Raw genomic sequence first — 24,425 nt, forward strand, 5'->3', positions numbered from 1 at the left:
TCTTCAAGTAGCTTGTGAAGCGGAGGAGGGGGAATCATTCGTGGGAGAAAGAGAGAAAGGAGCAGAAAAGAGGAGGAAGAGCGTATGCTTGTGGACCGCTATCAGCCAGAAGACGTGTTTGCGCGAGTGCCCGAAGTGGCCGCACAGACCGACCCCGTGCTCAAAGAATTGGATCGGTTGCTGGAGGATGACCTGCTGTATCAGCAGGTGCGTGCCGATCTGGGGAAGCGGCATCGCTTCACGCTGGTGCATGGGCGGCACTCGACGCCCGTGGAAGTGATCCTGCGCATGCTCATCTGTAAACATCTGTATCAGTGGAGTTACCGAGAAACCGAAGAGCGGGTTGCAGACAGCCTGGTGCTGCGCTGGTTCTGCCGTGTCTATTTTCAGCAGGTGCCCGATGAAACGACCCTGCTGCGCTGGTTGCAGACCTTGCGGCCCCAAACGCTGCATGCCTTGAATGATCGTGTGGTGGAGTTGGCAGTGCAAGCCAAAGCGACCAAGGGGCGCAAACTGCGACTGGATGCGACCTGTGTGCAGACCCAGATCCATCATCCGACGGACAGCGGCCTGCTGGTGGACAGCGTGCGGGTGCTCTCTCGCCTCGTGAAGCGGGCCAAAGAGGTCATCACGCAAGAGGCGGGCTCACTCAAAGAGATGTGTCGCTCGCGGCTGCGCTCAGCCAAGCGGGCAGCACAACGGCTCCATCGGCAGTTGAGGCGCAAAGGAGAAGCCAAAGAGGCCGAGCAAAAGCAGCTGTACCAAAAATTGATCGAGACGACGGAACAGATGGTGCGACAGACCACCCGCGTGGTCAAGGCACTCAGCCAGCAGAGCGAGTCTGAGGCCAAGCGGCTTTTGCAGCAAGCCCAGCACATGCTGCCCCTGGTGGAGCGCGTCATGGCGCAAGCGCGTAGCCGGGTGCTCGAAGGCAAGAAGGTCCCCTCAGAGCAGAAGGTGCTCAGCCTCTTTGAGCCGCACACGCGAGCCATTCCTCGCCACAAAGGAGGAGCACTGGTCGAGTTCGGTCGACAGGTGATGCTGGACGAAGTGGAGGGAGGGATGGTGACTCGCTATGAGATCTTGGAGCATCCTCATGAGCATGGGCAGGCGATCGAGGCGGTAGCGCATCACCAGCAGGTCTTGGGCCATCCCCCTCATCTGGTGGCAGGCGATCGAGGAGTGCATTCGGCCCAGACGCCGAGCCTGTTGGAGGCAGCAGGGGTTAAGCTGGTGGCAATCCCAGCGGAGGGCAAGATCTCCGAGGAACGCAAGAGAGAGCAGCAGGCACGCAGGTGGAGGCGGGGCTATCGCTGGCGTGCGGGCATCGAGGGCTGAATTGCCAGCTTGAGGCGCGATTATGGATGGCGCAAAAGTGCGTATCACGGGCAAGAGGGAATGGAGCGCTGGCTCGGGTTGGGTGTCATCGCCAGTAACCTGCGCCATATTGCCCAGACCACAGCCGCATAAAGCTCAACCAGAGAGAAGCACAACCATTCCCCACAACTGTTGCGTTTCCTTCGGCTCCTCAAGCCTGTTTACCCATTTCGCAGTGCAAACTAGTACTACAGTGACAGTTAATGATTCAAGCAGACGAGAAAACGGAAACCTCGTGCGCCTGCAAGACGTGCAAAATTTGTGCCCAGATGCCCGCTTTACACCAGCGCTGATAGCGACTCGCTACGGTAGACCAGGGTCCAAAGCGTTCGGGCAACTCACGCCAGGACGAGCCAGTGCGCACGACCCACAGCATGCCCTCTATCACCAGACGATGATCAGTGGCTGGTCGGCCGGTGGGAGGCTTCTGCGCAGGCAGTTGACAATACCACTTCATGACTTCATGACTTCATGTCATCTATTGTATTTATTTATAAAATAGCGTATTATATAAAGATAAACATAAATATCCTTCATTTCTTACACTCCTCGTAAGAAAGAGGCTCTAAACCCTTTTCATCATAGGAACACGATTCTGAGATAACCTTCTTCACTCTCTTGCCGTTGTACCCTCTTTCATTTCTCGTATGTACGATGTCATCTGATAACCGTGGCTCCATAGGGATGAAACGCCTAGAGAGTTCTGTGATTCACAGTAACTCATGAGAGGAAAAGTGAGTAAATGCAACAAGTCAAGACTTATACGTCGAATTTTTTTAAGGGTGAGGCGCGAGATCAATTTAGCAAGGATTTAAAGAAAATGGCAAAAGCTGGTTGGCATGTCCATACTGTCACTGATAAAGGGATGGGAACAGGCCAAGATCATACTGGCTGCTTGCGAGTGTTGTATGAGAGGGATGCCAACCATGGGGAGCATGTGGATTAAAAACAGGCGCAGCCATACAACACAGCACAACGATCAATTACCAGTTCTGGTCCTCACAGACCTCGCGATCAGGATGTTGCGTCGGTTCATTCTCCTCGGCACGGATCTTGGCACGCAACATCTGGCGATCCGCCAATGTGACCTTGACCCGCTTGTATGTTTACCACAGAACGAGAGGAGTGGATACACCACGAGATGGTGTGAGAAGGGAGCAGGGAGCGCTGAATCTAGCTTGACCCATGAGGCGTCGACCTCGAACGAAAGATGGCGATCCCACTCCTGTTCAACTCGCCAGATCGGACGGTAAACTCTTGCCTCTCGTTCGCACGAGATGAGCTTGCATACAAGGATGATCCTCATGTGAGTTAGCCTCTCTTCTCGTGGGTTCATTGGAACATGCAACGGGAGGGATATATGCCTCCTTCCTCACCTCTCCCCAGAGCATACGCGGGAATTGACGTCGCCAAACGCAAGTTTGATGCCGTGCTTTTGCTGGAGGACCAACACATCCATCGTCTCGCGGGCCAATACTGCAGAAGGATTTATGGCAAAGACGAGCGGCCAGCGGCCTGGCTTTCCATTTCTGAGGAGATCCTGCGTTTACGCTCGTTCCTCGCCTCTCATGATGACTTGATGCGCACTACCGTGCAAGAGCGAAAACCCTCTCAGAAATTCCAAAAATCCATGTCTGCTCCGATTTTCGATGGCCAAGAATAGCCCAATCATCCGGGTTTCTGTTCCAACCAGAGGTAGGCTCCGACTTCTGAAGCTTTTTTGCTGTGGTCTACGTACCACTCTTAACGCGAAGAATAGTTCTCAGCATTTGCAACTCCATCTGATGGTGAGAAAGAAAGCATTTAGGTCTATTTGTCCCTCAACACACGCTACCAGGATGTTACGCATGTAACAAGAGACATCTCACTTGAGATATCTTCGTGTAAATGCGTCGTGGTTTACTGGAGTGAAACCCTCTCTACCTATTGACTTCGTGTTCTCCTACTCGACACATCTTTTCTCTTCCATAGTCCATTGAGCGTCATTCCCCCAAGGGATAGGGAAGAAAACGGCATGTCTCCTGTCTTCCTCTTAGCTGTTTTGCAACACTACCAGAAAGAGAACGTTTATGACACAAATACATCTTACGACCCCCGTGGATCCAGCCAGGGAGACGAAGACAACCCGCTTCCTGTCCCACGAGGTGACGGCTCGCTACCTGTGGGCAATAACCCGTCTGTGCCTGGGCTGGACCTTCCTGTGGCCGTTTCTAGACAAGACGTTCGGACTCGGCCACGAGACGACCGCCGCCCACGCATGGATCAACGGAGGTTCGCCAAGCAATGGCTTCCTCAGTGGCGCGGTTGGCCCCTTTGCGAGCATCTACCACTCCATTGCGGGTGCTGGCTGGGTGAACTGGATGTTTATGATCGGCCTCCTTGGGATCGCTTTGGCACTGCTGCTGGGCATTGGGATGCGGATCGCTGCCGTCGCCGGAGCGGTCCTACTCGTCCTGATGTGGAGCGCGTCGTTGCCGCCCCAGGACAACATCTTCATGGACAATCACATCGTCTACGCGCTCGTCCTCCTCGGGCTCGCCGTCGTCGGCGCAGGTAACACCTTTGGGCTGGGTCGTTGGTGGACCCAGACCAGCCTCGTCCGCCGCTTCCCCTGGCTCACCTGAGATGGAGTGTGTGCCTTTAAAGGCTTGCCGGATATTCGAGACTGGGTATGGACTGATGAGGCAAGACAGCGCGTTCGAAGGGTTGATATAAAACGCCCAGTGAGCTTCTTTTCTCACTGGGTGAAAAGAGAGAGGAGAACTGCTGCAAAGCATTCTCTTGTTGAGGTGACAGTATGAGTGATACCATCACGCAAATGCGACTTTCCATGCGCTTAGACGCTTATCTCAGGGAGTATACGGACAAGCACGTCAGAAGCGATGCTCTTTACAAAGCGGAGTGGGGTACAGTATGGCACATAGCTGACGTCGCTCGTACGCAGCATACGCTTACTCCAGAACTTGTTGATGCTGTTCGGACAGTGTTGAAGAAGCTTGCTTGAGGCTGCAGGAAAAAAGTCTGGGTTTTCGCTTCTCTTATCTTATCAGGAAGCTCTCTACACTGGCAATCAGGTGCGAGAATTCTCATGAAAGGACGGGACAATGAGTATTGTGACCACACAGTTACTGGCAGAAATTGCCCTCTTTTCTACTATGGATGAGGAGGAACGTGGCGAACTGCGCGCACTGATGACTGAACGGCTGTTTCGGCCAGGCCAGGTAGTGATGAAGGCAGGAGAGACGGAAGAAGCCTTTCATGTCATCGAGCAAGGCGAGGTAGAACTCTGGCTCATAGACTCCGAAGGAAAAAAAGTGGTGCTCGATGTCCTTGGCTCAGGGAAATTCTTCGGCGAATTGTCGATGCTTTCAGGGGAGACGCGCTCTGCCAGCGCCACCTCAAAGCAGACCGTCACCACATTGGAACTCAGTCGTGCAGACTTCTTCGCGTTCTTGCGTCGCAGGCCAGAGGCTGCACTCGATGTCCTGATGGTGTTAGGTGATCGCCTTAAACACACCGATGATATTCTCAGCACACGCGTGAGCCGCAATCCTGATGACACCCGTGATGAGCATCTCTCTGCTGGCCAGCACGTGGCCGATATCATTGCAGCATTCAGTGGATCCCTTCCTTTTCTACTGATCAATTTTATTGTTTTTGTGATCTGGATTGTGGCAAATACGGTTGGACGAAATGACATTCATTTCGATCCTTACCCCTTCCAATTCCTGACAATGGCAGTATCATTGGAGGCGATCTTCCTCTCGATTTTTGTCCTGGTGAGCCAGAATCGACAATCAGCCAAAGATCGCGTGAACGCCAATCTGGATTATCAGATCAACCTCAAAGCGGAATTGGAGATGAGTATGATGGCTACCCAGATGCAGAGAATGGAACAGAAGCTCCACCTTATTCATCGTAGCGTTTTGGAAACGAAAACTGACCATCACCCAGATCTGTGGAGACCCTGACTGTCCAAAAATCTGAGTGAACCCACACAAGAGCCAGCCTTCCTTGCCCAAGCAGGGAGGCTGGAAGCGTGGAAGGAATGCTCAGAACCCCCGCTGCTTTCGCACGGAAGTCTTCAGGGCATCGACGCTAAACCGCAGAGTCATCCTCAATGGTGGCACGTCTTGATTTCCATTTTTGCGCTTCCACCGATTTTTTGAGATCTCCTTTTCCACGGTCCCCTTCCGGTAAAGGTGCCTGCTCAGGAAACTTTTTGCTGAGTAGGGCTCCGTTGAGATTTGCTTCCCGCAGGTCCACGTTGTCAAGGTCGGCCTCGCGAAGGTCTACCCCAGACATATTCGCCTTGTTGAACCTCGCTTTGCCGAGGATGGCTCCGTTGAAGTCGACTCCGCGCAGATCAGTATTGCTCAAGTCAGCTCCCCTCAAGCTTGCGTTGCGGAAGAGAGCACCACGTGCGTCTGCCTCACGCATGTGTGCCTGCGATAGATTGGCGTTACTGAGATCGGCTCCCTTTAAATTCGCATGGCGCAGGTCCGCTCCGTGGAGGTCTGCCCCTCGCAAGTTTGCTTCTTCCAGATTGGCCTCAGTCAGATCGGCTTCATGGAGATCAAAACTGTTAAGATCCGCTTTGTGGAGATCGACTCCATGAAGTTCAGGCTCGAACGCCTGTATTTCAGCATAGTCGTGTCGCCACGTATTTCAAAGCGTTTTGCCCTCCGCGAGACGCTCAAGAGGTTGTTGATAGTTCATGTGATTCACCTGCTATTTCTACTGTACATTGGATGCAGTTTCCTGAAAACGGGCACCTAGAGAAGAGGTTTTGTCTCTCTGTTTCCACATCGGCGGGGTTGTGAGAGGAAGTACATTCAGGCTTTCTTACTCTTGATCATAGCTTTTCATCGACTAATGGATCGGTACGCAGTGAATGAGGATGTTGTCCAGAAAATGGTGAGGGTAGCTTTTACCCCGGTTGGAGGACCAACCAGACCTGGATACGTCATCGAGCGAGGAACGCCCTCGTTCGTTTTAGTAATGTCTTAGAGACGTTGCGTGCTTACGGGAGATTCACGAGGTACTGATCCTTCTGTCTAGGCATGAAGTTCGTAGACTCTCAAGTATCATCAGTTGTTGCCTTTCTAGAAGAAAGGGACCGCTGCCTTCTTCGGACAAAACGGGAAAATGCATGCGTGTCCTGCTGAGAGGGTCAACTGTCTCACTTGCCCTGCTGCACAATTTGGAGTTGATATCGTCTGTTCTCAATCCAGAGATCACGCTGGAGGATCACAAGGTGCAGAAGAAACAGTGATAGACACGGTTACTCTCCCGTTCTTCTTCACCAGCTCACGATGAGAGGCGAGCCTTGCCCTGGCAAGGTCTCCCATAACAAGGAGAGGAGGGAAACACCAGAGAGAGAACAGGACCATCTCAGACGGTAGGTTTCGTTGATGAAGGGGGTTCTGAGCGCCAGTTGCTACAAGAGATTTGGTTGGAGGGGAAAGCTTATACTAAGAAGTGTAGACTAGTTCAAGTATACCCTATTTCTAAGAAAATTGGAATGAAGAATGATCCCTTCGCTCTTTCGTTTACCGCTCATAGGTCGCCGTGAGCCATATATGCCCGAAGATATCCCGTCCCGCTACTGTACAAGAGACCAGTCGCCAGCCTCGTTCTGTGTGACGTTTCAAGTCGTGTTCATACTTCTGATACGATGAACGAAACAGGCCGGGCCTATAACTCTTTACTTCTTGCTGTGATATGGCAGGTTGTGACATTGCTTTTTCCTTCTCACCCGTTAACAAACCTGGTCTTTTCTTCTGAACTATACCGTTTTCGTTGAACAGACATCGTTTCCCTCCTCCAGACTTTCCACTTCATAGTGGAAAGAACCGGCTGCAAGGTTTTACTCCAAGGTCTCGCATACGGCCATCTATAACACTGTCTCTGGATACTCATCCGGTTGTGCGTTTCTCATCGCCTTGACTGGCGCGTGTGTTTCTTGAATGATGGTCATAGGTGTTGTCTTTCTTGTGACCAAGAAGAGGAGCGCTTCTTCTGCTGAGAGTATGTCAACCGGGAGCAGACTCATGAAACGGCGCCATCGGAGAGAGAGTGTCGTTTTCTTCGGTGGATTCGTTGGCGCCGATCCTGTGTCTCTCTGAACCAGAGAAGAGCTATCAGGAGTACGAAGAAGAGCAAGGGTAGAAGGAAGGTTTCCATAATCATGCAGTCCTGTATTTCTCTCCTCCAGATGCATCTGCCTGAGGGAAGAGAGGAGGCACAAACGCGAGAGAGCGAACATGACCATTGGAGCAATCACGTTTACCGAATGGAGAGAGGAGGGCTCAGAGCATTGGTGGGTACGAGGAACATAGTGTGAGCGGCTTGACTCATGGGAAATTCTATGGGCTACCTTTAGTATACACTATTCTAGAAAAAATACAATATGTATTAATAGCAGAGAAAATACTCAATGAAAATATTTATTTACTAGTCCAAGTTTTAATTGCAACTACTAAAAAAATAGTATATAATAAGAATATCTCATCGCTATTTTCATGAGATATGTCTCGCGTATAAGATCCTCTTCACACTCACGACCACCTTCTTCATTCATAATCTGGCATTTTTTCTTTCTATCATACACCCTTCACAGAGAAGCACTCTAGAGAAGGAGGCCAACATGCAACTCCTCATCCCTCTGATACTCATCCTTGTCATCTTTTTGGGGTCCTTTGGGTATATGACCATTCGATATCACCTGGAAAGGCAAGCACAAAAAGATGAGGTTCTCCCATAAGAGAAGTGACTGTTTATTTCCTCCGATGACGCTGATGCACAACACACATACGAATACATGAATTAGAAGTAGTTAAGTCAGAACTTATATACAGGAATACCGAGTTTCCTGCACGAAGAGCAATGTGAGAAGGAGTAAAGTATGATGGGTACTCAGGTATATGATACAGAACAACAGGAGTATACTGCCGGATTCCACATGGCAGAAAAGTATGTCTTCAAGTCTGAGCGAGGACTAAGTAAGAAGGTTGTTGAGCAAATTTCCGAAATGAAGGGCGAGCCTGATTGGATGCGCCAATTCCGCCTCAAGAGCCTGGCCCTCTTCGAGAAGCGTCCCATGCCAACCTGGGGCGCTGATTTATCGGGAATCGATTTCGAGAACATTTACTACTATATTAAGCCGGTTGCCCAACAGGGAAAGACCTGGGATGACATTCCAGCTGAAATCAAGGAGACCTTTGATCGACTTGGTATACCGCAGGCTGAACAGAAGTTCCTGGCAGGTGTCACGGCGCAGTATGAGAGTGAAGCCGTCTATCACAAGATGCGGGCCGACCTTGAAAAGCTCGGTGTAATTTTCACTGATATGGATACGGCACTGCGCGAGTATCCCGACATCGTGAAAGAGCATTTCGGTACCGTTATTCCGCCGTCCGATAACAAATTTGCCTCGCTCAACAGCGCCGTGTGGAGTGGTGGCAGCTTTGTGTATGTGCCAGAGGGCGTGCGGGTGGAAATCCCTTTGCAAGCCTACTTTCGTATCAATGCTCAGAACATGGGCCAGTTCGAGCGCACGTTGATTATCGCTGCCCCCGGCTCCTATGTTCACTATGTGGAGGGATGTACCGCACCTACCTATGCAAGCGATAGCCTGCATAGTGCTGTCGTAGAGATTAAAGTAATGGAAGGTGCCCGTGTTCGTTACACAACCATCCAAAACTGGTCGAAGAACGTCTATAATCTCGTGACAAAGCGCGCGGTGGCATACCGGGACGCGACGATGGAATGGGTCGATGGGAACCTCGGCTCGAAGGTAACGATGAAGTATCCCGCGGTCTTATTGATGGAGCCGGGCGCTCGTGGTGATATTCTCTCAGTGGCATTTGCTAGTGACGGGATGCACCTGGATGCTGGAGCGAAGGTCACGCATCTTGCTCCGCACACGACGTCGCAGATTCTCTCGAAGTCGGTCTCGAAAGGAAATGGTCGAGCTTCTTATCGTGGCCTGGTTCGCGTTAACCCGGGTGCGCACCACACCAAGTCCAGTGTGCGCTGTGACGCGCTCTTGCTCGATGAGCACGCTCGCACCGATACCTATCCGACGATTCGCGTTGAAGAGAACCAGACCGAAATCGGTCATGAGGCAACCGTCTCGAAGGTCGGTGATGATCAGCTTTTCTACCTGATGAGCCGTGGCCTCCATGAGGCAGAGGCCTATTCGTTGATCGTCAATGGCTTCATCGAGCCAATCATGAAGGAACTTCCTATGGAGTACGCGGTTGAATTGAACCGCCTGATCCAGTTGGAGATGTCGGGAAGCGTCGGCTAAACGGCAGTAACGAGCAGGGATCACTACTTGCGTTATTCTTGCTCGTTTTCATAACCACATGAACAGAAAGACGATAACAACATCTTCCTCCTGGTAGATTGGCATACAAAACAACGACAGCGCACGTTCTAATGCGTCGCTATGACATGGTTTCTTCCTGCACCCCTCTCATTACCGGTACCGTATGCTCCCCTTCAACCTGGTCAGTGACCTGTTGCTTCACCTGTACAAATTGTTCAGGGCGATGCTGGCGCCAGCTAGACCAGAGTGCGACAATTATTACCTGAAGGACGCCCACGACAGGTGAGGCAAAGAGTGCGCCCCAGATACCAAAGAGTTCAGCGCCCGCAATCAGGGCCGCAATAGAAATCACTGGATGCAATCCAATCGCTTTCCCGACGATGCGCGGCCCTACGACATCACCTTCAATAATGTGAACAACTACGAAGTAGATCAACACACCTAACGCGATCAACCATCCTTGTGTCAACGCAATCAGGATGCAGATAGCACCCGATACCAACGTCCCTAGAACGGGAATAAACTCCAGTACAAATGCAAGCACGCCCAGCAATACAGCATAGGGAACATGAAAGGCGAACATTCCGCCGCCCACCAGGACACCTATTAAGGTTGAGAGAAGCAGTTGACCTCGAATATAGCCCCCCACAATATGCTGTACCGCATCAAGCACGAAATTGGCCTGCGTAAGCCTTGGCGCATTTTGACGAATCCAATTTGATGCCCGCGATCCGTCGAGAAGCAGATAGACACTCAGGACCGCAATCACGATGACATCTAAAAGCACATCGAATACACCAGTGACAAAGGGCAGTGCGCTTCCGGCAGTTCCTTCAAGTCGACTGGTTATCTGAGTGCGAAACGATGCAATTTGGTCTGGAGTGAGACCAAACGAACGCAATGCCTGCTCAAAAGGAGAGAGCCGCGTTGCACTCGTAGGTGTGAGCAATGTGTGAATAGTCGAGGCTAGAGAGCTGACCTGGGCTATCGCAGTCGATACAATAAGGTAGATCAGGAAACTTAGAGCACCCAGCACAACCAGGTACATAAACAGGATCGCCAGAAAACGCGGCATAAAGCGTTGCAATACTTTAACTCCAGGAGCAAGAGCATAGGCAAGCAATGCTGCAATCGCTAACAAGAGGAGAGTACGAATAATGTGGCTTGCTCCCCACAGGATAATGGCCACGACGGCAATCCAGGCTAGAATAGCAATCGGGATATCTCGTCGTCGCGCCCATGTTGTTGCGGTTTCCTCGACTCGAGGCATAGCGCGGGTGAAGAAGGACATAAGAACTCCTCAGGCAAAAAACCTTTTTCAAGGAAGGCGGATCAAAGCACGGTCGTTTCTTGATCGTGAAATAGAAAATGACATGCTTTGTTTCTCAGTGATGTGCATTGCCTACGTAAACGGTGATTAAGGGGTTATCGGGAATCCTGAGCATGACAATTGAGCATTTTCTCAAGGAATGCTTCACCATGCCAGGAAGAGGAACAATTGTTGGTGGATATCTTTGGGGCAAATACTTGCTAATTCATACCCAAGAAGAACTGTTTGCTCACCTCGGGCATGGCCATCAAGGTGGAAACAATTTTCCGTATTATGCTTGACACGCCTTGATGAAAGTAAAAGTTACATTTTCTCGACCTATGAAAAAGATACACTTTGAACAGGAGAATACACAGTCGCTTGCTGTAAAACCTTCACTAAATAACGCACAAGAGGCTAAAATGACTTTTTTACTTTAGCCTCTTGTGCGTTATTTTTATAGCCCTATTAAATTATGACCGCTATTCCTTTTTTCTCAAACAATCCATGGATGCCACTCAGTATGTCCTCTACGTCGTGAGGTTCTCTATACCTACCTTCATCAATGGAAGAGGATTGGGCTGACTAGATGTCCACGTTCATAGCGAATCAGGCCAGCAGTCTAGGATATGGCTCTCCCACATTCAAGCCACTCTCACATTGGGTCAATGCCAGTATAGCCACGCTACTTGCAGGATGACCCCTGTTTTCTGTTGCATCAGCTTTTCGTCCTGCTGGCTCACCCAGCCGTGTCGTTGCTCAATCCAACTCCGTTGTGCTCTCCCAACCACTCGCGCCATTGGTTCAATCAGGCATTCTGTTTAGATCAACGCGCTGTGCTGTTGCTCTCTCCCCAGCCCTATTGCTGCTATCGCCTGGCTGGCATGCTGTTGCTGCGAAAAGCACTTCGCCTCCTGGTTGACGGCAGGACTGTTCTGCCTCCTTGCGTGAAAGCGACCTTGCTCAGATGTCTCCATCCTGTTCTCGTTCCCTGCGTAAGGTCGCTAAGCCGTTTCTTGTGCGAGCGAGTGCTGTGCCAGGATGCATTCCGAGAGCTGCGTTCTAGCCCGAAAGAACTGCGCCTTGACGGTGCCAATGGACAGGCTGAGGATGTACGCCATCTCTTCATACGTCCTGTCTTGAAGATAGCGCAAGATCAAGATGGTGCCGATATCTGCTCGGCAGTTGTACCAATTGCTCGCGTACGATGGTCTCGTCTGTCTGCTCGGTGTTCATCCCCTCAAGCCTCTGGTCCATCTGCTTGTTCGCGTGTCGCACGTTCCCCCGCGTGCGTCTTTCCCGTTGCTGAACACAAGATGTGAGGGCGATGCGATACAGCCAGGTCGAAAAGCGCACTTCGCCACGGAACCGATGGCAACCCCCGCCACGCCGCCAGGAACGTCTCCTGAGTACGCTCACTGGCAGCGTCGTCGTCCAGGAGTATCTGCACACTCAAAGTGAAGACGCAATGCTGGTATCTTTGCACGAGAAGCGCAAAGGCGTCCTGATTCCCCTGTTGACTCGCTTGGACAAGTTGAGCGTCATTTTGCTTGGTTTGGGAGAAGGCAATGCTCAGGAGAGACCTCACCTGGCAGTGTGATGAGTACGTTAGATCCTTGTTCCTCCAACATATTCGTCCTTGCCTCTCTTCGAGAGGGGTTTGCTCAAAAATGTGGTAGGGACGTGCAGGCACCTCTGGTGATTGGCATTACTTTCCTTCGATCTACGACTGCAATGTCGTATCAGCTTCTGGACCGATTGATTGATAACCCGGTCCTTTACTTGCTCAAACTGATCAAAATGCGCCATTACGACAGGTATTGGGAAACGTTCACTCGAGGAATAGACAGCTATAGACAAATACGGCCATGTATGCTATAATCATGATATGAAATTGATCGATTATGCGAAACAACAAGGCATTAGCTACCGAACCGCCTGGAGGTGGTATAAGGCAGGCAAGATCGCCGGGCACCAAATGGATACGGGCACTATTCTGGTGACAGAACCAGTGCCCGTGAAAGAACGGCCTGCCCTTGCCAATGTGGTGGTGTACACGCGGGTGTCCTCAGCCGAAAACACGTCAAACCTGGACAGCCAGGCGGAACGGTTGGTAGCCTACTGTACGGCGCGAGGCTATCAGGTGAGCAAGGTGGTCAAAGAAATCGGTTCTGGGGTCAATGACAATCGGCCCAAGTTTCTGGCGTTGCTGGCTGATCCAAGCATTGGGCGCATCGTGATTGAACACAAAGATCGTGGCACGCGCTTTGGCTTTCGCTACATCGAAACGTTGCTCAAAACCTATGGGCGCGAGATTGAAGTGGTCAATCAAGCAGAGAGTGGCACCGAAGATTTGCTGGCTGACCTCACCAGCATCATTTATTCGTTCTGTGCTCGATTGTATGGGCAACGCCGGGCAAAGCGCAAAACGGAAAAAATTGTGCAAGAATTGGAGCAGGGAAGCTATGAAGAAGCGCAAGAAGCCCCCCAAGAAGGGTGAGCCGCGTACCATCACGCGTGCAATCACCCATATTGGATTGGAACGGGCAAATCCAGGCAAACTCGCTGCCCTGAACGAACTGGCCGAGGTCTATCTTGCGTTGATGCAGCAGTATGTGACGCTGTTTTGCGATGAGGAACTCCCCAACGGCTTTCGCGCTCCTTGCTTTCCGACCGCTCTCTCCGAGCGATGGCAACGCGTCGCGATCCAACAGGCGGCGGGCATCGCCAAGTCCTGGCGGACCAATCGCGCCAACGCCTATCAAGTGTATCTGGACGCGTTGGCTGAGTATCAGAAACAACGGGAAGAAGGCACGCTCAAAGCAGAAGCAAAGGAACCGCAATGGCGGGAGTGGAACATTCCGACGTTGCGCCAACCCTGCATTCAAGCCAATGTCAATGTGGTCCAATTGGAAGCAGCCACCGATTCGACCGTGGATTACTGGCTCAAGGTTTCGACCCTGACGTTCAGAAAGCAACTTCTCATTCCGGTTGTGCTTGCTAACTACCACAAAATACAGCTCACTGATCCTCACACGGGCAAGCGTCGGAAGATCAATAGGAGTGTGGCCCTCAATAAACGAGCAGGGGCGTGGTGGTTGACCCTGACCTATGACGAAGAAATCCTGCCAGAGACCAGGAACGACGCGCCGGTCATTGGCATTGACGTCGGTATCGCCAATTTCATCACCACCTCCGATGGCAAACAGTACGGCTCGTTCAATGGGCGGATGAAAGAACGGAATCGGCAGGATCGCGAAAAACGACGGCGCAAGGCGAAACTGCGAGCCTGCTTGAAAAAGAAAGGCGTCCCCAAGGAGAAACTCCCCTCCACCACCAGTCGCACAGGACAGAGGCTCATCCGGCACATCAAGCAATCGATCAATCGAACCGTCAACCTCTGTTTTGAAGAACACGAAGGCTGTCAGTTTGCCTACGAACAATTATCAGTGCCCTCGATGCGCTTCAAAGCCCGCGCCATGAACGCGTACCTGCGTGCCTCCAACCTCGCGCATATTCCAGTGCACCTTGAGTGGAATGCCACCAAACGCGGTGTCACCGCCACAAAGGTGAAGAGCGCCTATTCGTCGCAAGAGTGCCATGTGTGCCACTACATAGACCGAAAAAATCGCCCCAATCAGCAGACGTTCTGTTGCCGGGTTTGCGGTCACGCGACCCACGCAGACACTAACGCCGCGCAGAATATTGCATCGCGGCTTGGCGACCGGGAGTTGCGTGCCTGCCAGGACCGGCACCAAATCAAAGCACTGCTCCTCTTGCGGCATGAGCAGTGGAAGCAAGAATTCCGGTTCCTCGTAGTGGAACCGCCCGTCCAGTTGGATCTTTGGGCGTGCTCAGAGATGTCAACGGACGTAGGTTAAGGCGAGTTGTGTAGGCAGGGAATACCTGTCCATACAATGAGCAACTATACTCTGTACACATTTGTCGGAAAAAAAAGGATAAATTCCAGTCTGCTGCACATGGCGATCGGTGGCATTGACCAGGCACGCATCAGCAGGCACCAGGCCTCCTGCCGCTAGGCGAACGATATCCCCTGGTGCCACTACGCGACGTGGCAGTTCAAGCCATGCACCATCGCGTCGCACGCTTGTCGTGGGGGCAACATTCGCACGCAGTTTCTCAACGGAGTTCTGAGACCGTGAGGTCTGAACAAAGTTGAGCACGTTGCTGAGCAGGACGATGACAACGATGATGCTGGCGTCAACGGGATCACTCAGTATTGCCGAGACGAGGCTCGCAACCAGCAAGAGGATAATCAGCTTAAGCCGCCAGAGGAAGGGTAAAGAAGAACGTTGCTCCCTCGTTGAGGGTGCTTTCCACCCAGATCCGCCCTCCCTGCTGCGTCACGATCTGTGCGGCAATATAGAGCCCTAGTCCCATGCCTTTCACCGTATTCTGTTCGGGTTGAGCACCCCGAACGAAGCGCTCAAAGATCCTGGCGTGCTGGTCCTGGGGAATACCTTTGCCCCGGTTCTGCACGCTCAACCGAATCATATCGTCATCGACTGAGACGCTCACCCACACCGGCTCACCCACAGGGGAATATTTCAATGCATTGCTGAGCAGGTTCTGTAAGACTTGTCCGCTACGTTCTCGATCAGCGTAAGCCCGTATCTGGATGGTACTCTCAAGAAAGAGGCGATGAGGCCAGAGCTGTTTTTGTTCCTTGACCATCTCTCGTACCAGATCATCCACCGCAAAGACGCTTGCGTGGATGGAGAGCATGCCTGTTTCCAACGCGCTGGCATCGAGCAAACTGCTGATCAAGCGCGATAGCTTCTCCAGGCTTCTATCGACCTGCTCAAGCTCGGGTGCCATGTGCTCATCTCCCGCTTTGCTCAGACGCCGTTGGAGCAGTTGGACGAAGCCCTTCGCACTGGTGAGGGGCGTTTTGAGTTCATGGCTGACCATGCCAAGGAACGTCTCTTTTTGCCGCTCGAGCTCCTTGCGTGCAGTAATATCCTCCATCGCCAGCAGGATCAAATGATCCCTGGCGCCTTTTCGTTCGCTGACGATTGCGCGACCGCTGAGCAGCATGATCTTGCGCCCAATGGTGGGAAAGTCGTGTTCGACCTCAATATCCTGGAAAGAGTGGTGTGTGTCTCGGACCTGCTGGAGGAGCGCTCGGACCTGGGGACGATCCCATTGCCCATTGCCCAGTTCCCATAGCGTCTGTTGCGCAATCTGTGGGGGAACGACATGAAAAAACGCATAGAAAGCCGTATTGGCACTCTGCACTTGCATCTCTGCATTGAGGACGACCAGCGGTTCGCGAACCGTCTCGACAATAGACTCCGCATAGTCCTGGGCCACACGCAGTTGCTCATTGCGCGTTTGCAGTTCCTGGTTCGTGCTGGTCAGTTCTTCATTGATGGCTTGTACTTCGGCCTGGGATGTCTCTAATTCTTCATTGAGGCTTTGCAGTTCCTCATTGCTTGACCGGACCTCCTCGTTGGCTTCCTGCAAGGACGCATTGGCTCTCTCGTCTGCATCCAGCGTGGCCTGTACCTCTACCTGAGTCTGTGCCAGTTCTTGTTCCAGGGTGGCGATTCGGGTGGCACCGGTGGTGCGCCCGGCTTGTCTACCCAGGAGCTTCCTCAGGGAGAGCGGTGCTGCGACGAGCGGGGCCAGAGGCGGTCCCTCTGCAAAGAGGACGAGAAAACCACGGATGAGGGAAGACGTTTTGAGTGGCACGACTGTAATCTGCACCAGGCGATTCGTGTTGCTCAGGTGTAATCCTTCTCTCGTGATAGGACGATCTTCCTTCTGTGCGGTAAAAATGGCTGCACGCAGACCCAATTTTAACCCTTCACGGACCCATTTGAGCACATGAAAAGTGGCTTTCCCGGCGCTTGGCTCCAGGTAGAGGCCGGTGTTTCCACGCAGGTGGAGGATGTGCAGATCTGCATCGAGAATGACGCTGGCCGGTGCATACGTGGTCAGCAGTAGACGTTCAGCTTCTTGTTGAAGAGTAGGTTCATGGATCATCTCCTGTAGCTCCTTCTTGACGCTCTCTTGTCTGGTAGCACGCTCAACTCCTGTGCTGAGAACAGGCGGCAAGAGGTGTTGCGCCCAGCTTTTTTTGGTAAACACTTTCTGGTGCTGCTCCACACGGGTAAAAAGCGTGGAATCTGGATCAACGCTTTCTGAGGCCCCAAGCAGCAAGAAGCCATGTGATTTGATGGCATAATGCAGGGTTTGCAAGACCTTCTCTTGCGCAGGAGGCATCAGATACATGAGGACGTTGCGGCAACTGATCAGGTCTACCCGCGAAAATGGCGGATCGTGCGTCACGTCGTGTCGTGCAAAAACACACTGTTCACGGATGGCTTCGTTGACCTGGTAGCGCCCTCTACTCCTATCGAGAGGAAGAAAGAAGCGCTGCAAGCGCTCCGAGGATACCGCCTGTAAGGTCTCTCGCTGGTAGATGCCCGCCCTGGCCTGCTTGAGAGCCCCCGCATCCAGATCAGTCGCAAAGATTTGAAAAAGGAATGGAAGCTCTTGTGCTTCACGAAACTCGAACAACGAGATGGCGAGCGAGTACACTTCCTCGCCCGTGGAACAGCCTACGACCCAGATCCTGATGGGCTCTGCTGGCAAGAGATGCTGCACGACTTCTGGAAAGACCAGGCGGGTGACAGCTTCAAAGGCGGGTGGATCGCGAAAAAAACGCGTGACATGGATCAGGACTTCCTGACTCAACGCTTCCGTCTCAGCCGGATGGTCTTTCAGATAGGTCGCATACGTAAGGAATTGGTCCAGGTGCATGACGGCCATGCGACGAAAGATGCGCCGTTGCAGCGTGGCGGTCCGATACGCGAGAAAATCCACACCGGTAGCAGCGCTGAGCAACAGACAAATCGTTGTGAACGCCTGCTGCTCATCAGCAGACAAGCTCTCCGGTTCCCGTGAGACGGTCGTTTTGAAGGAGAGATGCCCCAGATCAGCCAGCAGCGCCAGGGCAATTTGCTCTGGTGGCAGGATCCGATCCACGCAGTGGGAGGAAATCGCATGCTGAGGCATCTGTGGGTACGCTGCTGACTCCGCGTTTTGAGCAAACGTCATCCCCCCTTGCGCCTGAATCGCTTGTAAACCCTTGGTGCCATCAGTGGCCGTTCCCGAAAGAAGCACCCCGATAGCCTGACGCTTCTGATCAGCTGCTAGCGAACGGAAGAAGCGGTCTATCGTGAAGTGCTGACCGCCGTGCTGCGTTCGTGGCAGAAGATGCAGGGTTCCTTGTTCCAGCGTCAGATCGACATTTGGAGGAATGACATAGACCTGATCCACTTCCACCCGCATCAGATCCTGGACCACACATACAGGCATCGTGGTGACGCGTGCAAGCAGATCCGGTAACATGCTGTGATGCATGGGGTCCAGGTGCTGTACAAAGACGTAGGCCATTCCTGTCGTTGGTGGCAAGTGAGAGAGCAAATGGGTAAATGCTTCTAAGCCTCCAGCAGAGGCACCGATTCCCACAATAGGAAAGGGCGCCTCCCTGGACGCATCAGACAGCGTCAGTCCTTTGAGATCGTTTCCCATATCCAGCCTCTTTTCCTCTTCAATGGGCATGCGAAAACCTGGGTGTCATGAAATACAAACATGATGTACGTACGAGTGTTACAGAGAGGAGGGCAACATCTGGATGTGTTGTTGTTCGCATTCTCTATGAGCGGCAGAAATCACAACCGTATATGCTTCTGACCAGAAGATGAGCGGGGAAAGGTCAAGGTATTCGGGACGCTTGTCGAGAACGAGAAGAGGCAATGCCACGAGAGCACGATATTTCTCAAACAGGCTGTTTGACGATCCTTCTCTGCTAAAGAGCAAAAAGGGAGGACAGCATAATTTCGTTACGCTGTATTGTCCTCATCATACCATGTATGGAGAGCGTTGGAAAGCAAGCATCTCCTAGTGGAAAAACCTTATTCGTGGACGGTCATTAGAGGATGAGACGAAGTGAGTGCTGCTGGAAGCTCCATTTCGGCCTTTCTTCGTAGATATACATGAATACGGTGCGCGGCTTCTTCTCCCTGCATAAAGGCCTCATATAACGATTTCATGTTTGCCATGACATCACCTGCTGCGAAGACTCCTGGAAGAGGAGTCGTCAGCACGTCGACGAGTCGAAGTTCCTCAGCAGAAGGACGTGAAATGACCATGCTCGGAGGGAGGAATGACAGATCTGGCACCTCTTCAATCGCAATGATGACTGTTTCGGCGGGATAACGACGACCGTACCCAGGAACAAAAGCAAGACGACGTCCTTTTTCTTCGTAGATCCATCGTGTCTGTCGACAATGCAGTCCGCAGATGTTCATGTCCTCGGTTCCAATGAGGCTGATTGGCATGGTAAAAGGATGAAGATACAGTTCCTTCTTCAGTAAGGTCACTCGATTCCAAGCTTGTAAGGGAAGCTCAGACAATGGCCCTGGATAGAAGATATGGACAACACGTGCTCCTGCCTGTAAGACCACAGCGGCAACCTCAAAAGCGGCTCGGCTTCCACCCAGGATAGCGATGCTCCCCTGGAAAAATCTTTTTTTGACTGCGCAAGAGTTACGTAGAATATCGAGTGCGGAGAACACACCTTGAAGTTCTTTCTCACCAGGAATGCCGCCACCTAAACCATGTTGAGCCCCAACAGCTAGCAATGTCGCATCAAAGTCTTGCAGTATCTGTTCAAACATCACCTCTCGCCCGATTTTCGTATGCAAACGAACCTCTATACCGGGTCGAAGGAGCATCTCTATCAGTTGTTTTCCTGCTTGTGGAGATACACCGAAGGAGGGCGTCATCATCGCTAGCACCCCTCCTACCGTCGGGTTTGCCTCAAAGATCGTCACATGGCAGTAGCCGTATTGAAAAAGAATATTTGCGGCAGCGAGTCCAACGGGGCCAGAGCCAATGATGGCAATGCGCTCTTCATACACGCTACCTTGCCCTCTGAGGCGAGGAATCAACAACATATGCTCATGAGATACATTCTTTGTATCAGAGGAGAGAGACTGCTTCTTTGTCTCCATGTAACGAGCCATTGCCATTTCCTTCCCAGGGGAGCATACTCTTCATCATTCAGTTTGTTCGTCGCTCGCCTTCTTTCCTACACAACAATATATTCTGTAAGAGACGGTGTAATTGACGAGGATACGCTGGCGACAGTACATATGTTAGTCCCTCCTATCTAGTATAGAGTATGGTGTTTCTTCCACTACTTACAAGTAGGATCTAGTACTAGTATCCCCTGCGAAATGGCTCCAGAAGCCCAAGGAGCCAATATAAGCTCAAGTATCTCTCTGCTGCTCGTTGAGTTTGTGTCTTGTTGGGCTTTATGCCCCTTGCTTTTGCGCAATATGCCTGAGATTACTGGCGAGGATCCCCAGGCCCAACCAGCGTTCCATCCCCTCTTGCCCGTGATAGGCACTTGTGCGCCAGCCGTAATCGCGTCTTAGACTCGCGATGCGTCCCTCGATGCCGGCACGCCAGCGATAGCCGCGCCGGACGGTTCGCGTGCGTTCCAGTGTTTGACGTTCTTCGGAGAGCTTGCCCTCCGCCGGGATCGCGACTCGTTTGACGCCCACAGCGAGGAGGCGTTTCTCGGTATCCGCCGAGTGCACGCCCCGATCCCCAGCCACCAGGTTGGGAGGCCGGGCAAAGACCGCCCGATGATGGGCCACGGCGTCGATAGCCTGCCCATGCTCCTCCGGATGTTCCAGGATCTCATAGCGCGTCACGATGCCCCCCTCGACTTCGTCCAGGATGACGTGCCGGCCAAACTCGACCAGAGCACCGCCTTTGTGGCGAGGAATGACGCGCGTGTGCTGCTCGAAGAGGCTGAGGACCTTGTTGGCTGAGGCAACCTTCTTGCCTTCGAGCACCCTGCTACGCGTTTGGGCGATGACCTGCCTGACCAGGGGCAATATCCTCTCAGCCTCGCTGAAGAGCCGCTTCGCTTGCGCTTCAGGCTGCGGGCCGAGCGCTGCCATCACACGGGTGGCCTGCTGTACCATGTGCTCTGCCGTCTCGATGAGCTTCTGATACAGGTGCTTTTGCTCCGCCTCTTTGGCTTCCCCCTTGCGCCGCAACTGCCGATGCAGGCGTTGGGCCACCTGTTTGGCCGAGCGCAGGCGCGAGCGACAGGTCTGTTTTAGGTAGCTCACGTGATCGGCGACCAGCCCTTTGGCCCGCTTCACCAGGCGAGAAAGCACACGTCCACTGTCCACCAGCAATCCGCTGTCGGTGGGATGATGAATTTCGGTCTGCACACAGGTGGCGTCCAGCCGCAGCTTACGCCCCTTGGTCACCTTGGCCTGCTTCGCCAACTCCACGACCCGATCATTGAGCGCGTGCAGGGTTTCGGGACGCAGGGTGCGTAACCAGCGGAGCAAGGTTGTCTCATCAGGCACCCGCGCAAAATACACCCGACAGAACCAGCGCAGCACCAGGCTGTCCTTGACCCGCTCTTCAGTTTCTTTGAAGCTCCACTGATACAAATGCTTACAGAGCAACATACGCAGGATGACTTCCACTGGCGTCGAGTGGCGTCCGTGGACCAGGGTGAAGCGATACCGTTTGCCCAGATCATCGCGAACCTGCTGATACAACTGGTCATCCACCAGCAAACCGTCGAGGGTTTGCAGCACGGGATCGATCTGGGCAGCGAGTTTTGGCGCTCGGGCAAACACGTCTTCTGGCTGGTACGCATCGATGAGCATCGTTCTGGCCTCCTTTCCCCCAGCATAGCACCGCTTTACAAAACACGGGTCCTTTCCCCTGTTGCTTACGCGCCTCGTCTGATCAGCCATTCCTCTCCCCCGCTCGATCTTTGACAGGGGTTATAGCCTCTCAAGCCGCTTGCGAGCAGAAAGAGCGTGGGAAGAGCGTAGTAGAATGAACAAGAGAAGTGTATGTGGTGAATATGGAGCTTTGAGAGCCTGCCGGCCTCGTTTTCCTGCCTCATGTGCAGGGGCAGGATTGTACAAACAGGCATCCAGGCGCAAGCGCGTGATAGCGTTCACCTGAGGCAAGCGGCTCACCTGAGCGCAGAAAATCCAGTACCGCATAGGTCCCATCAGCGACTACCACCGGGCTTCGATCAGGCATCCAGCGAGAGAATTGCAGGATCATCTGCCAGGCCCAATCCGTGATGGTTTTGTGTCGCATCTTGCGCTCTTCGTGATAGCGTTCCGAGGGGGCCAGCACGGTCAAAAAGGGCAAAGCCCAGACCCGCTGCGCCCAGGGGACGGGAGCCAGCAGCATCATACAGATCCAGCGCAACCCGTTCGTTTTCACAAAAAACTCCTTGCTCGAACGAACCGGATCACGATAGACCCCTCGTGCGGCAATCTTGCGGCCTCGTCGGTGCTCGATGGTTTCGTCGATGCCTATGATCACTGGCTCGTTTCCTGGGAAAAATAGGGGCACCAGCAACAGCAGCAAGCGGCGACTGAGTTCTCGACTCGACTATGTCGCCCGATTGAGCACTCGATGGTAGTTCTGGAATTGCTTTTCGTCTGAGCATCCCATCACTCTCAAGATGGCAGCAATCGTTCGTTCTTCGGGAGCCAGGACCGCTCCTATTACGAGGACCTTGCCCCATTCCCACACGCGTTCGCTCAAGACCTCTTCAAAGTGGCGCAACACGTGTATAATCCTTGTAAGCAGCGTCAGCATCTCTTCTTTTTCCTTGGTAAGAATTTGAGAGAAGCTTACTCTGCCTTTCGTTTTTTGTCTACCGATTGGATAAAGTCTACGTGAGGAGGAACAAACATATTTCTACCCATCTTTCATTATGAATTAGCTGAATTGCGTATAAACTATGCTCAATTGATCTGAAAACCTCTACTCACATCATTCGTATCTCCTATGATTGATGTGCATCTTTACGTTCAATAATTTTGAAGGGAAGCTTTTCACAGGTCAAAGATGCTTCTCACTGTATGTGCCATTGGCATTCATGCAAAGGAGAAGATCAATAGAACATTTGTAACGTTCATGTTTGCCGCAGTGTAAGTGTCGTAGGCATTGTCATCTGACTTGTTATCGATTTAATCGCTAGTTTAGTCGAATTATGCGTCGTGGTGGCTACAGACTCGCGAGTGATAGCATGGTTGGCTTCGTTGGAGCTTTTCTCGGTAGTTTTCTCGCGAGCCAGATGACCTCTGGTACCAACGTTGGTCTCATTGGGAGCATCATTGTTGCCATCGTCGAACAGTGCATATATTCTGATTGCGTTCTTACGCTTTGTTATACGGAAGAGGTGAAGGTATGTTAACCGGAATGATTGATGTGGCCTGTCGTATCTCTCCAGCCACGAAACGGTTCCTCCTCAAAATCTGGTTTCAGGCTCTGGCACAATTAGATAAAGAAGCACAGATGCTCTTCATGAATTATGGATATATTGACCTTAGACCTGATGCAGGAGCGATAGCATTGCAAGACGAAGATGAGAAGGATCGCTATTGTATCCAATTGTATCACGCAGTCGCTGGCGCGATTACGCTAAAAAACCTGGATGTGCTGGAAATAGGGTGTGGACGTGGAGGAGGGGCCTCTTATATGATGCGTTATCTGCAGCCCAAATCAGTGGTTGGTATTGATCGCTGTGTGACTGCTGTGCAATTCTGCCGCGAGCAGTATTCGGTAGAAGGACTCTCCTTTTCCCTCGGAAATGCCCAATCGCTCCCATTTAGAGAAAACACCTTTGATGCAGTCGTGAATATCGAATCCTCCCATTGTTACGAGTCAATGGAAGATTTTCTGCGCGAAGTCTTTCGAATCCTTCGCCCACATGGCTCCTTCCTCTTTACTGACTTTCGTAACAAGAATCACGTTGAGATGTTACGTAAGCAGCTACAAGATGCTGGTTTCGTAGTGCTGGAAGAAACATGTATCACCACAAATGTTGTGAGAGCATTGGATCTTGACAATCAGCGCAAAATGAATCTTATTCAACAAAAAATACCCAAGAAGTTACAAAAAATTTTCCAATTGTTTGCGGGAGTGCAGGGGGCAAAAACGTATGAGGCATTTCGCACTGGCGCTGTCGAATATCGCAGCTTTGTTCTCTGCAAGGGAACCATAAGTTGAGAACAGGTCAGCACAAAGGCACTCCTCCACTTGCATGAGAAACTGTTTGCAATCGATGGATACCGATTGGTCGAACTGTTCAACATGCACGGATCGGCATGGAGCCAAAGCTCTACTCGCTCGTTCAACCTGTGAGTACCCTCTCGGTGTGGGGCGATATACGGCCTGTACCGCTTGGTTAAAGCGGTCTGTCACCTGTCCTAATGGTCATTAAGCTCGTCTTGATGGTTCATGTATCCTCCTCTGATCCACGGGCTAGAGTGAGGAGAGATGCAAGCCCCCGCATTTATGCGT

Annotated in this window: 21 protein-coding genes and 1 pseudogene; 10 read left to right on the forward strand and 12 right to left on the reverse strand. The window is 52.2% G+C overall.

All coding sequences use genetic code 11. From position 1 onward, the window contains the following. The first annotated feature begins 84 nt into the window (after window positions 1–84). A pseudogene (locus tag KTE_RS24510) lies at window positions 85–1,470 on the forward strand (ISNCY family transposase). Window positions 1,471–1,585: 115 nt separating this feature from the next. Here the strand turns inward: KTE_RS24510 and KTE_RS24515 are convergent. Next, complete coding sequence (locus KTE_RS24515; RefSeq protein ID WP_201385615.1) at window positions 1,586–1,834, reverse strand: transposase; 249 nt, start codon at window positions 1,832–1,834, stop codon at window positions 1,586–1,588. A 285-nt stretch (window positions 1,835–2,119) separates the two neighbouring features. On the opposite strand from KTE_RS24515, the gene KTE_RS24520 reads away from it, so the two are divergent. From KTE_RS24520 to KTE_RS24530, 3 genes are all read left to right on the forward strand, one after another. Then, complete coding sequence (locus tag KTE_RS24520; RefSeq protein WP_201385616.1) at window positions 2,120–2,323, forward strand: hypothetical protein; 204 nt, start codon at window positions 2,120–2,122, stop codon at window positions 2,321–2,323. Window positions 2,324–3,446: 1,123 nt separating this feature from the next. Further along, window positions 3,447–4,001, forward strand: a complete 555-nt coding sequence (locus KTE_RS24525; protein ID WP_201385618.1) for a hypothetical protein — start codon at window positions 3,447–3,449, stop codon at window positions 3,999–4,001. A 480-nt stretch (window positions 4,002–4,481) separates the two neighbouring features. After that, window positions 4,482–5,348 (forward strand): DUF1003 domain-containing protein, encoded by an 867-nt coding sequence (locus tag KTE_RS24530; RefSeq protein ID WP_201372471.1) that lies wholly within the window; start codon window positions 4,482–4,484, stop codon window positions 5,346–5,348. A 127-nt stretch (window positions 5,349–5,475) separates the two neighbouring features. Here the strand turns inward: KTE_RS24530 and KTE_RS48950 are convergent, their stop codons facing one another. Together KTE_RS48950 and KTE_RS24540 are read right to left on the reverse strand one after the other, a co-directional pair. Next, entirely contained in the window at window positions 5,476–6,018 is a 543-nt protein-coding gene (locus KTE_RS48950) for a pentapeptide repeat-containing protein (protein ID WP_201387217.1), read from the reverse strand. A 911-nt stretch (window positions 6,019–6,929) separates the two neighbouring features. Beyond that, complete coding sequence (locus KTE_RS24540; RefSeq protein WP_201385625.1) at window positions 6,930–7,118, reverse strand: hypothetical protein; 189 nt, start codon at window positions 7,116–7,118, stop codon at window positions 6,930–6,932. 1,166 nt (window positions 7,119–8,284) lie between these two features. On the opposite strand from KTE_RS24540, the gene sufB reads away from it, so the two are divergent. Then, a complete protein-coding gene (sufB, locus tag KTE_RS24545) occupies window positions 8,285–9,691 on the forward strand; it encodes a Fe-S cluster assembly protein SufB (protein WP_305068550.1) in 1,407 nt (468 codons plus the stop codon). 139 nt (window positions 9,692–9,830) lie between these two features. Here the strand turns inward: sufB and KTE_RS24550 are convergent, their stop codons facing one another. Continuing rightward, window positions 9,831–11,003 (reverse strand): AI-2E family transporter, encoded by a 1,173-nt coding sequence (locus KTE_RS24550; protein ID WP_236600560.1) that lies wholly within the window; start codon window positions 11,001–11,003, stop codon window positions 9,831–9,833. 152 nt (window positions 11,004–11,155) lie between these two features. Between KTE_RS24550 and KTE_RS24555 the strand changes: the two genes are divergently transcribed. Continuing rightward, a complete protein-coding gene (locus tag KTE_RS24555) occupies window positions 11,156–11,323 on the forward strand; it encodes a hypothetical protein (RefSeq protein WP_201385627.1) in 168 nt (55 codons plus the stop codon). Window positions 11,324–11,842: 519 nt separating this feature from the next. On the opposite strand, the gene KTE_RS24560 is transcribed toward KTE_RS24555, so the two are convergent. Next, entirely contained in the window at window positions 11,843–11,998 is a 156-nt protein-coding gene (locus KTE_RS24560) for a hypothetical protein (protein ID WP_201385629.1), read from the reverse strand. A 27-nt stretch (window positions 11,999–12,025) separates the two neighbouring features. Further along, window positions 12,026–12,181, reverse strand: a complete 156-nt coding sequence (locus KTE_RS49720) for a sigma factor-like helix-turn-helix DNA-binding protein (RefSeq protein ID WP_201385631.1) — start codon at window positions 12,179–12,181, stop codon at window positions 12,026–12,028. 167 nt (window positions 12,182–12,348) lie between these two features. Here KTE_RS49720 and KTE_RS24570 point away from each other — a divergent pair, with 167 nt between their 5' ends. The 3 genes from KTE_RS24570 (at window position 12,349) to KTE_RS24580 (ending at window position 14,902) form a co-directional block, all read left to right on the forward strand. Further along, window positions 12,349–12,621: a hypothetical protein gene (locus KTE_RS24570; RefSeq protein ID WP_201385633.1), complete on the forward strand. Its 273-nt coding sequence runs from the start codon at window positions 12,349–12,351 to the stop codon at window positions 12,619–12,621. Between the two features lie 288 nt (window positions 12,622–12,909). Continuing rightward, window positions 12,910–13,521: an IS607 family transposase gene (locus KTE_RS24575; protein WP_201385634.1), complete on the forward strand. Its 612-nt coding sequence runs from the start codon at window positions 12,910–12,912 to the stop codon at window positions 13,519–13,521. Beyond that, window positions 13,487–14,902, forward strand: a complete 1,416-nt coding sequence (locus KTE_RS24580; protein ID WP_201385635.1) for a zinc ribbon domain-containing protein — start codon at window positions 13,487–13,489, stop codon at window positions 14,900–14,902. The genes KTE_RS24575 and KTE_RS24580 overlap by 35 nt, the downstream gene beginning before the upstream one ends. Here the strand turns inward: KTE_RS24580 and KTE_RS24585 are convergent. The 6 genes from KTE_RS24585 to KTE_RS47725 all read right to left on the reverse strand — a co-directional run bounded on the left by KTE_RS24585 (window position 14,885) and on the right by KTE_RS47725 (window position 22,715). After that, window positions 14,885–15,289: a hypothetical protein gene (locus KTE_RS24585; RefSeq protein WP_201385636.1), complete on the reverse strand. Its 405-nt coding sequence runs from the start codon at window positions 15,287–15,289 to the stop codon at window positions 14,885–14,887. The genes KTE_RS24580 and KTE_RS24585 overlap by 18 nt on opposite strands. 13 nt (window positions 15,290–15,302) lie before the next feature. After that, a complete protein-coding gene (locus tag KTE_RS24590; protein WP_236600561.1) occupies window positions 15,303–18,584 on the reverse strand; it encodes a chemotaxis protein CheB in 3,282 nt (1,093 codons plus the stop codon). A 383-nt stretch (window positions 18,585–18,967) separates the two neighbouring features. Then, window positions 18,968–20,080 (reverse strand): FAD-dependent oxidoreductase, encoded by a 1,113-nt coding sequence (locus tag KTE_RS24595; protein ID WP_201385643.1) that lies wholly within the window; start codon window positions 20,078–20,080, stop codon window positions 18,968–18,970. Between the two features lie 291 nt (window positions 20,081–20,371). Continuing rightward, window positions 20,372–21,757, reverse strand: coding sequence for an ISNCY family transposase (locus KTE_RS24600; RefSeq protein WP_201385644.1), 1,386 nt, complete (start codon window positions 21,755–21,757; stop codon window positions 20,372–20,374). Window positions 21,758–21,998: 241 nt separating this feature from the next. After that, window positions 21,999–22,466, reverse strand: coding sequence for a transposase (locus KTE_RS47720; protein WP_236600688.1), 468 nt, complete (start codon window positions 22,464–22,466; stop codon window positions 21,999–22,001). Between the two features lie 39 nt (window positions 22,467–22,505). Continuing rightward, the gene (locus KTE_RS47725; protein WP_236600562.1) at window positions 22,506–22,715 is read right to left on the reverse strand and encodes a hypothetical protein; all 210 of its coding nucleotides are present in this window, start codon (window positions 22,713–22,715) and stop codon (window positions 22,506–22,508) included. Between the two features lie 606 nt (window positions 22,716–23,321). Here KTE_RS47725 and KTE_RS24610 point away from each other — a divergent pair. Further along, window positions 23,322–24,131, forward strand: a complete 810-nt coding sequence (locus tag KTE_RS24610) for a class I SAM-dependent methyltransferase (RefSeq protein WP_201385645.1) — start codon at window positions 23,322–23,324, stop codon at window positions 24,129–24,131. Window positions 24,132–24,425: the final 294 nt, after the last annotated feature.

It is taken from the genome of Ktedonobacter sp. SOSP1-85 (assembly GCF_016587415.1).
Classification (GTDB): Bacteria; Chloroflexota; Ktedonobacteria; order Ktedonobacterales; family Ktedonobacteraceae; genus Ktedonobacter.

Bases quoted from the DNA above. Each gene is read 5' to 3' on its own strand.
- KTE_RS24560 (WP_201385629.1), bottom strand. From the start codon at position 11,998: ATGGAGACATCTGAGCAAGGTCGCTTTCACGCAAGGAGGCAGAACAGT.
- KTE_RS47725 (WP_236600562.1), bottom strand. From the start codon at position 22,715: ATGCTGACGCTGCTTACAAGGATTATACACGTGTTGCGCCACTTTGAA.
- KTE_RS24575 (WP_201385634.1), top strand. From the start codon at position 12,910: ATGAAATTGATCGATTATGCGAAACAACAAGGCATTAGCTACCGAACC.
- KTE_RS24515 (WP_201385615.1), bottom strand. From the start codon at position 1,834: ATGAAGTGGTATTGTCAACTGCCTGCGCAGAAGCCTCCCACCGGCCGA.
- KTE_RS24520 (WP_201385616.1), top strand. From the start codon at position 2,120: ATGCAACAAGTCAAGACTTATACGTCGAATTTTTTTAAGGGTGAGGCG.
- KTE_RS24595 (WP_201385643.1), bottom strand. From the start codon at position 20,080: ATGGCTCGTTACATGGAGACAAAGAAGCAGTCTCTCTCCTCTGATACA.
- sufB (WP_305068550.1), top strand. From the start codon at position 8,285: ATGATGGGTACTCAGGTATATGATACAGAACAACAGGAGTATACTGCC.
- KTE_RS24610 (WP_201385645.1), top strand. From the start codon at position 23,322: ATGATTGATGTGGCCTGTCGTATCTCTCCAGCCACGAAACGGTTCCTC.
- KTE_RS24525 (WP_201385618.1), top strand. From the start codon at position 3,447: ATGACACAAATACATCTTACGACCCCCGTGGATCCAGCCAGGGAGACG.
- KTE_RS24580 (WP_201385635.1), top strand. From the start codon at position 13,487: ATGAAGAAGCGCAAGAAGCCCCCCAAGAAGGGTGAGCCGCGTACCATC.
- KTE_RS24540 (WP_201385625.1), bottom strand. From the start codon at position 7,118: ATGTCACAACCTGCCATATCACAGCAAGAAGTAAAGAGTTATAGGCCC.
- KTE_RS24600 (WP_201385644.1), bottom strand. From the start codon at position 21,757: ATGCTCATCGATGCGTACCAGCCAGAAGACGTGTTTGCCCGAGCGCCA.
- KTE_RS24555 (WP_201385627.1), top strand. From the start codon at position 11,156: ATGACAATTGAGCATTTTCTCAAGGAATGCTTCACCATGCCAGGAAGA.
- KTE_RS24530 (WP_201372471.1), top strand. From the start codon at position 4,482: ATGAGTATTGTGACCACACAGTTACTGGCAGAAATTGCCCTCTTTTCT.
- KTE_RS24570 (WP_201385633.1), top strand. From the start codon at position 12,349: ATGCGATACAGCCAGGTCGAAAAGCGCACTTCGCCACGGAACCGATGG.
- KTE_RS24590 (WP_236600561.1), bottom strand. From the start codon at position 18,584: ATGGGAAACGATCTCAAAGGACTGACGCTGTCTGATGCGTCCAGGGAG.
- KTE_RS24550 (WP_236600560.1), bottom strand. From the start codon at position 11,003: ATGTCCTTCTTCACCCGCGCTATGCCTCGAGTCGAGGAAACCGCAACA.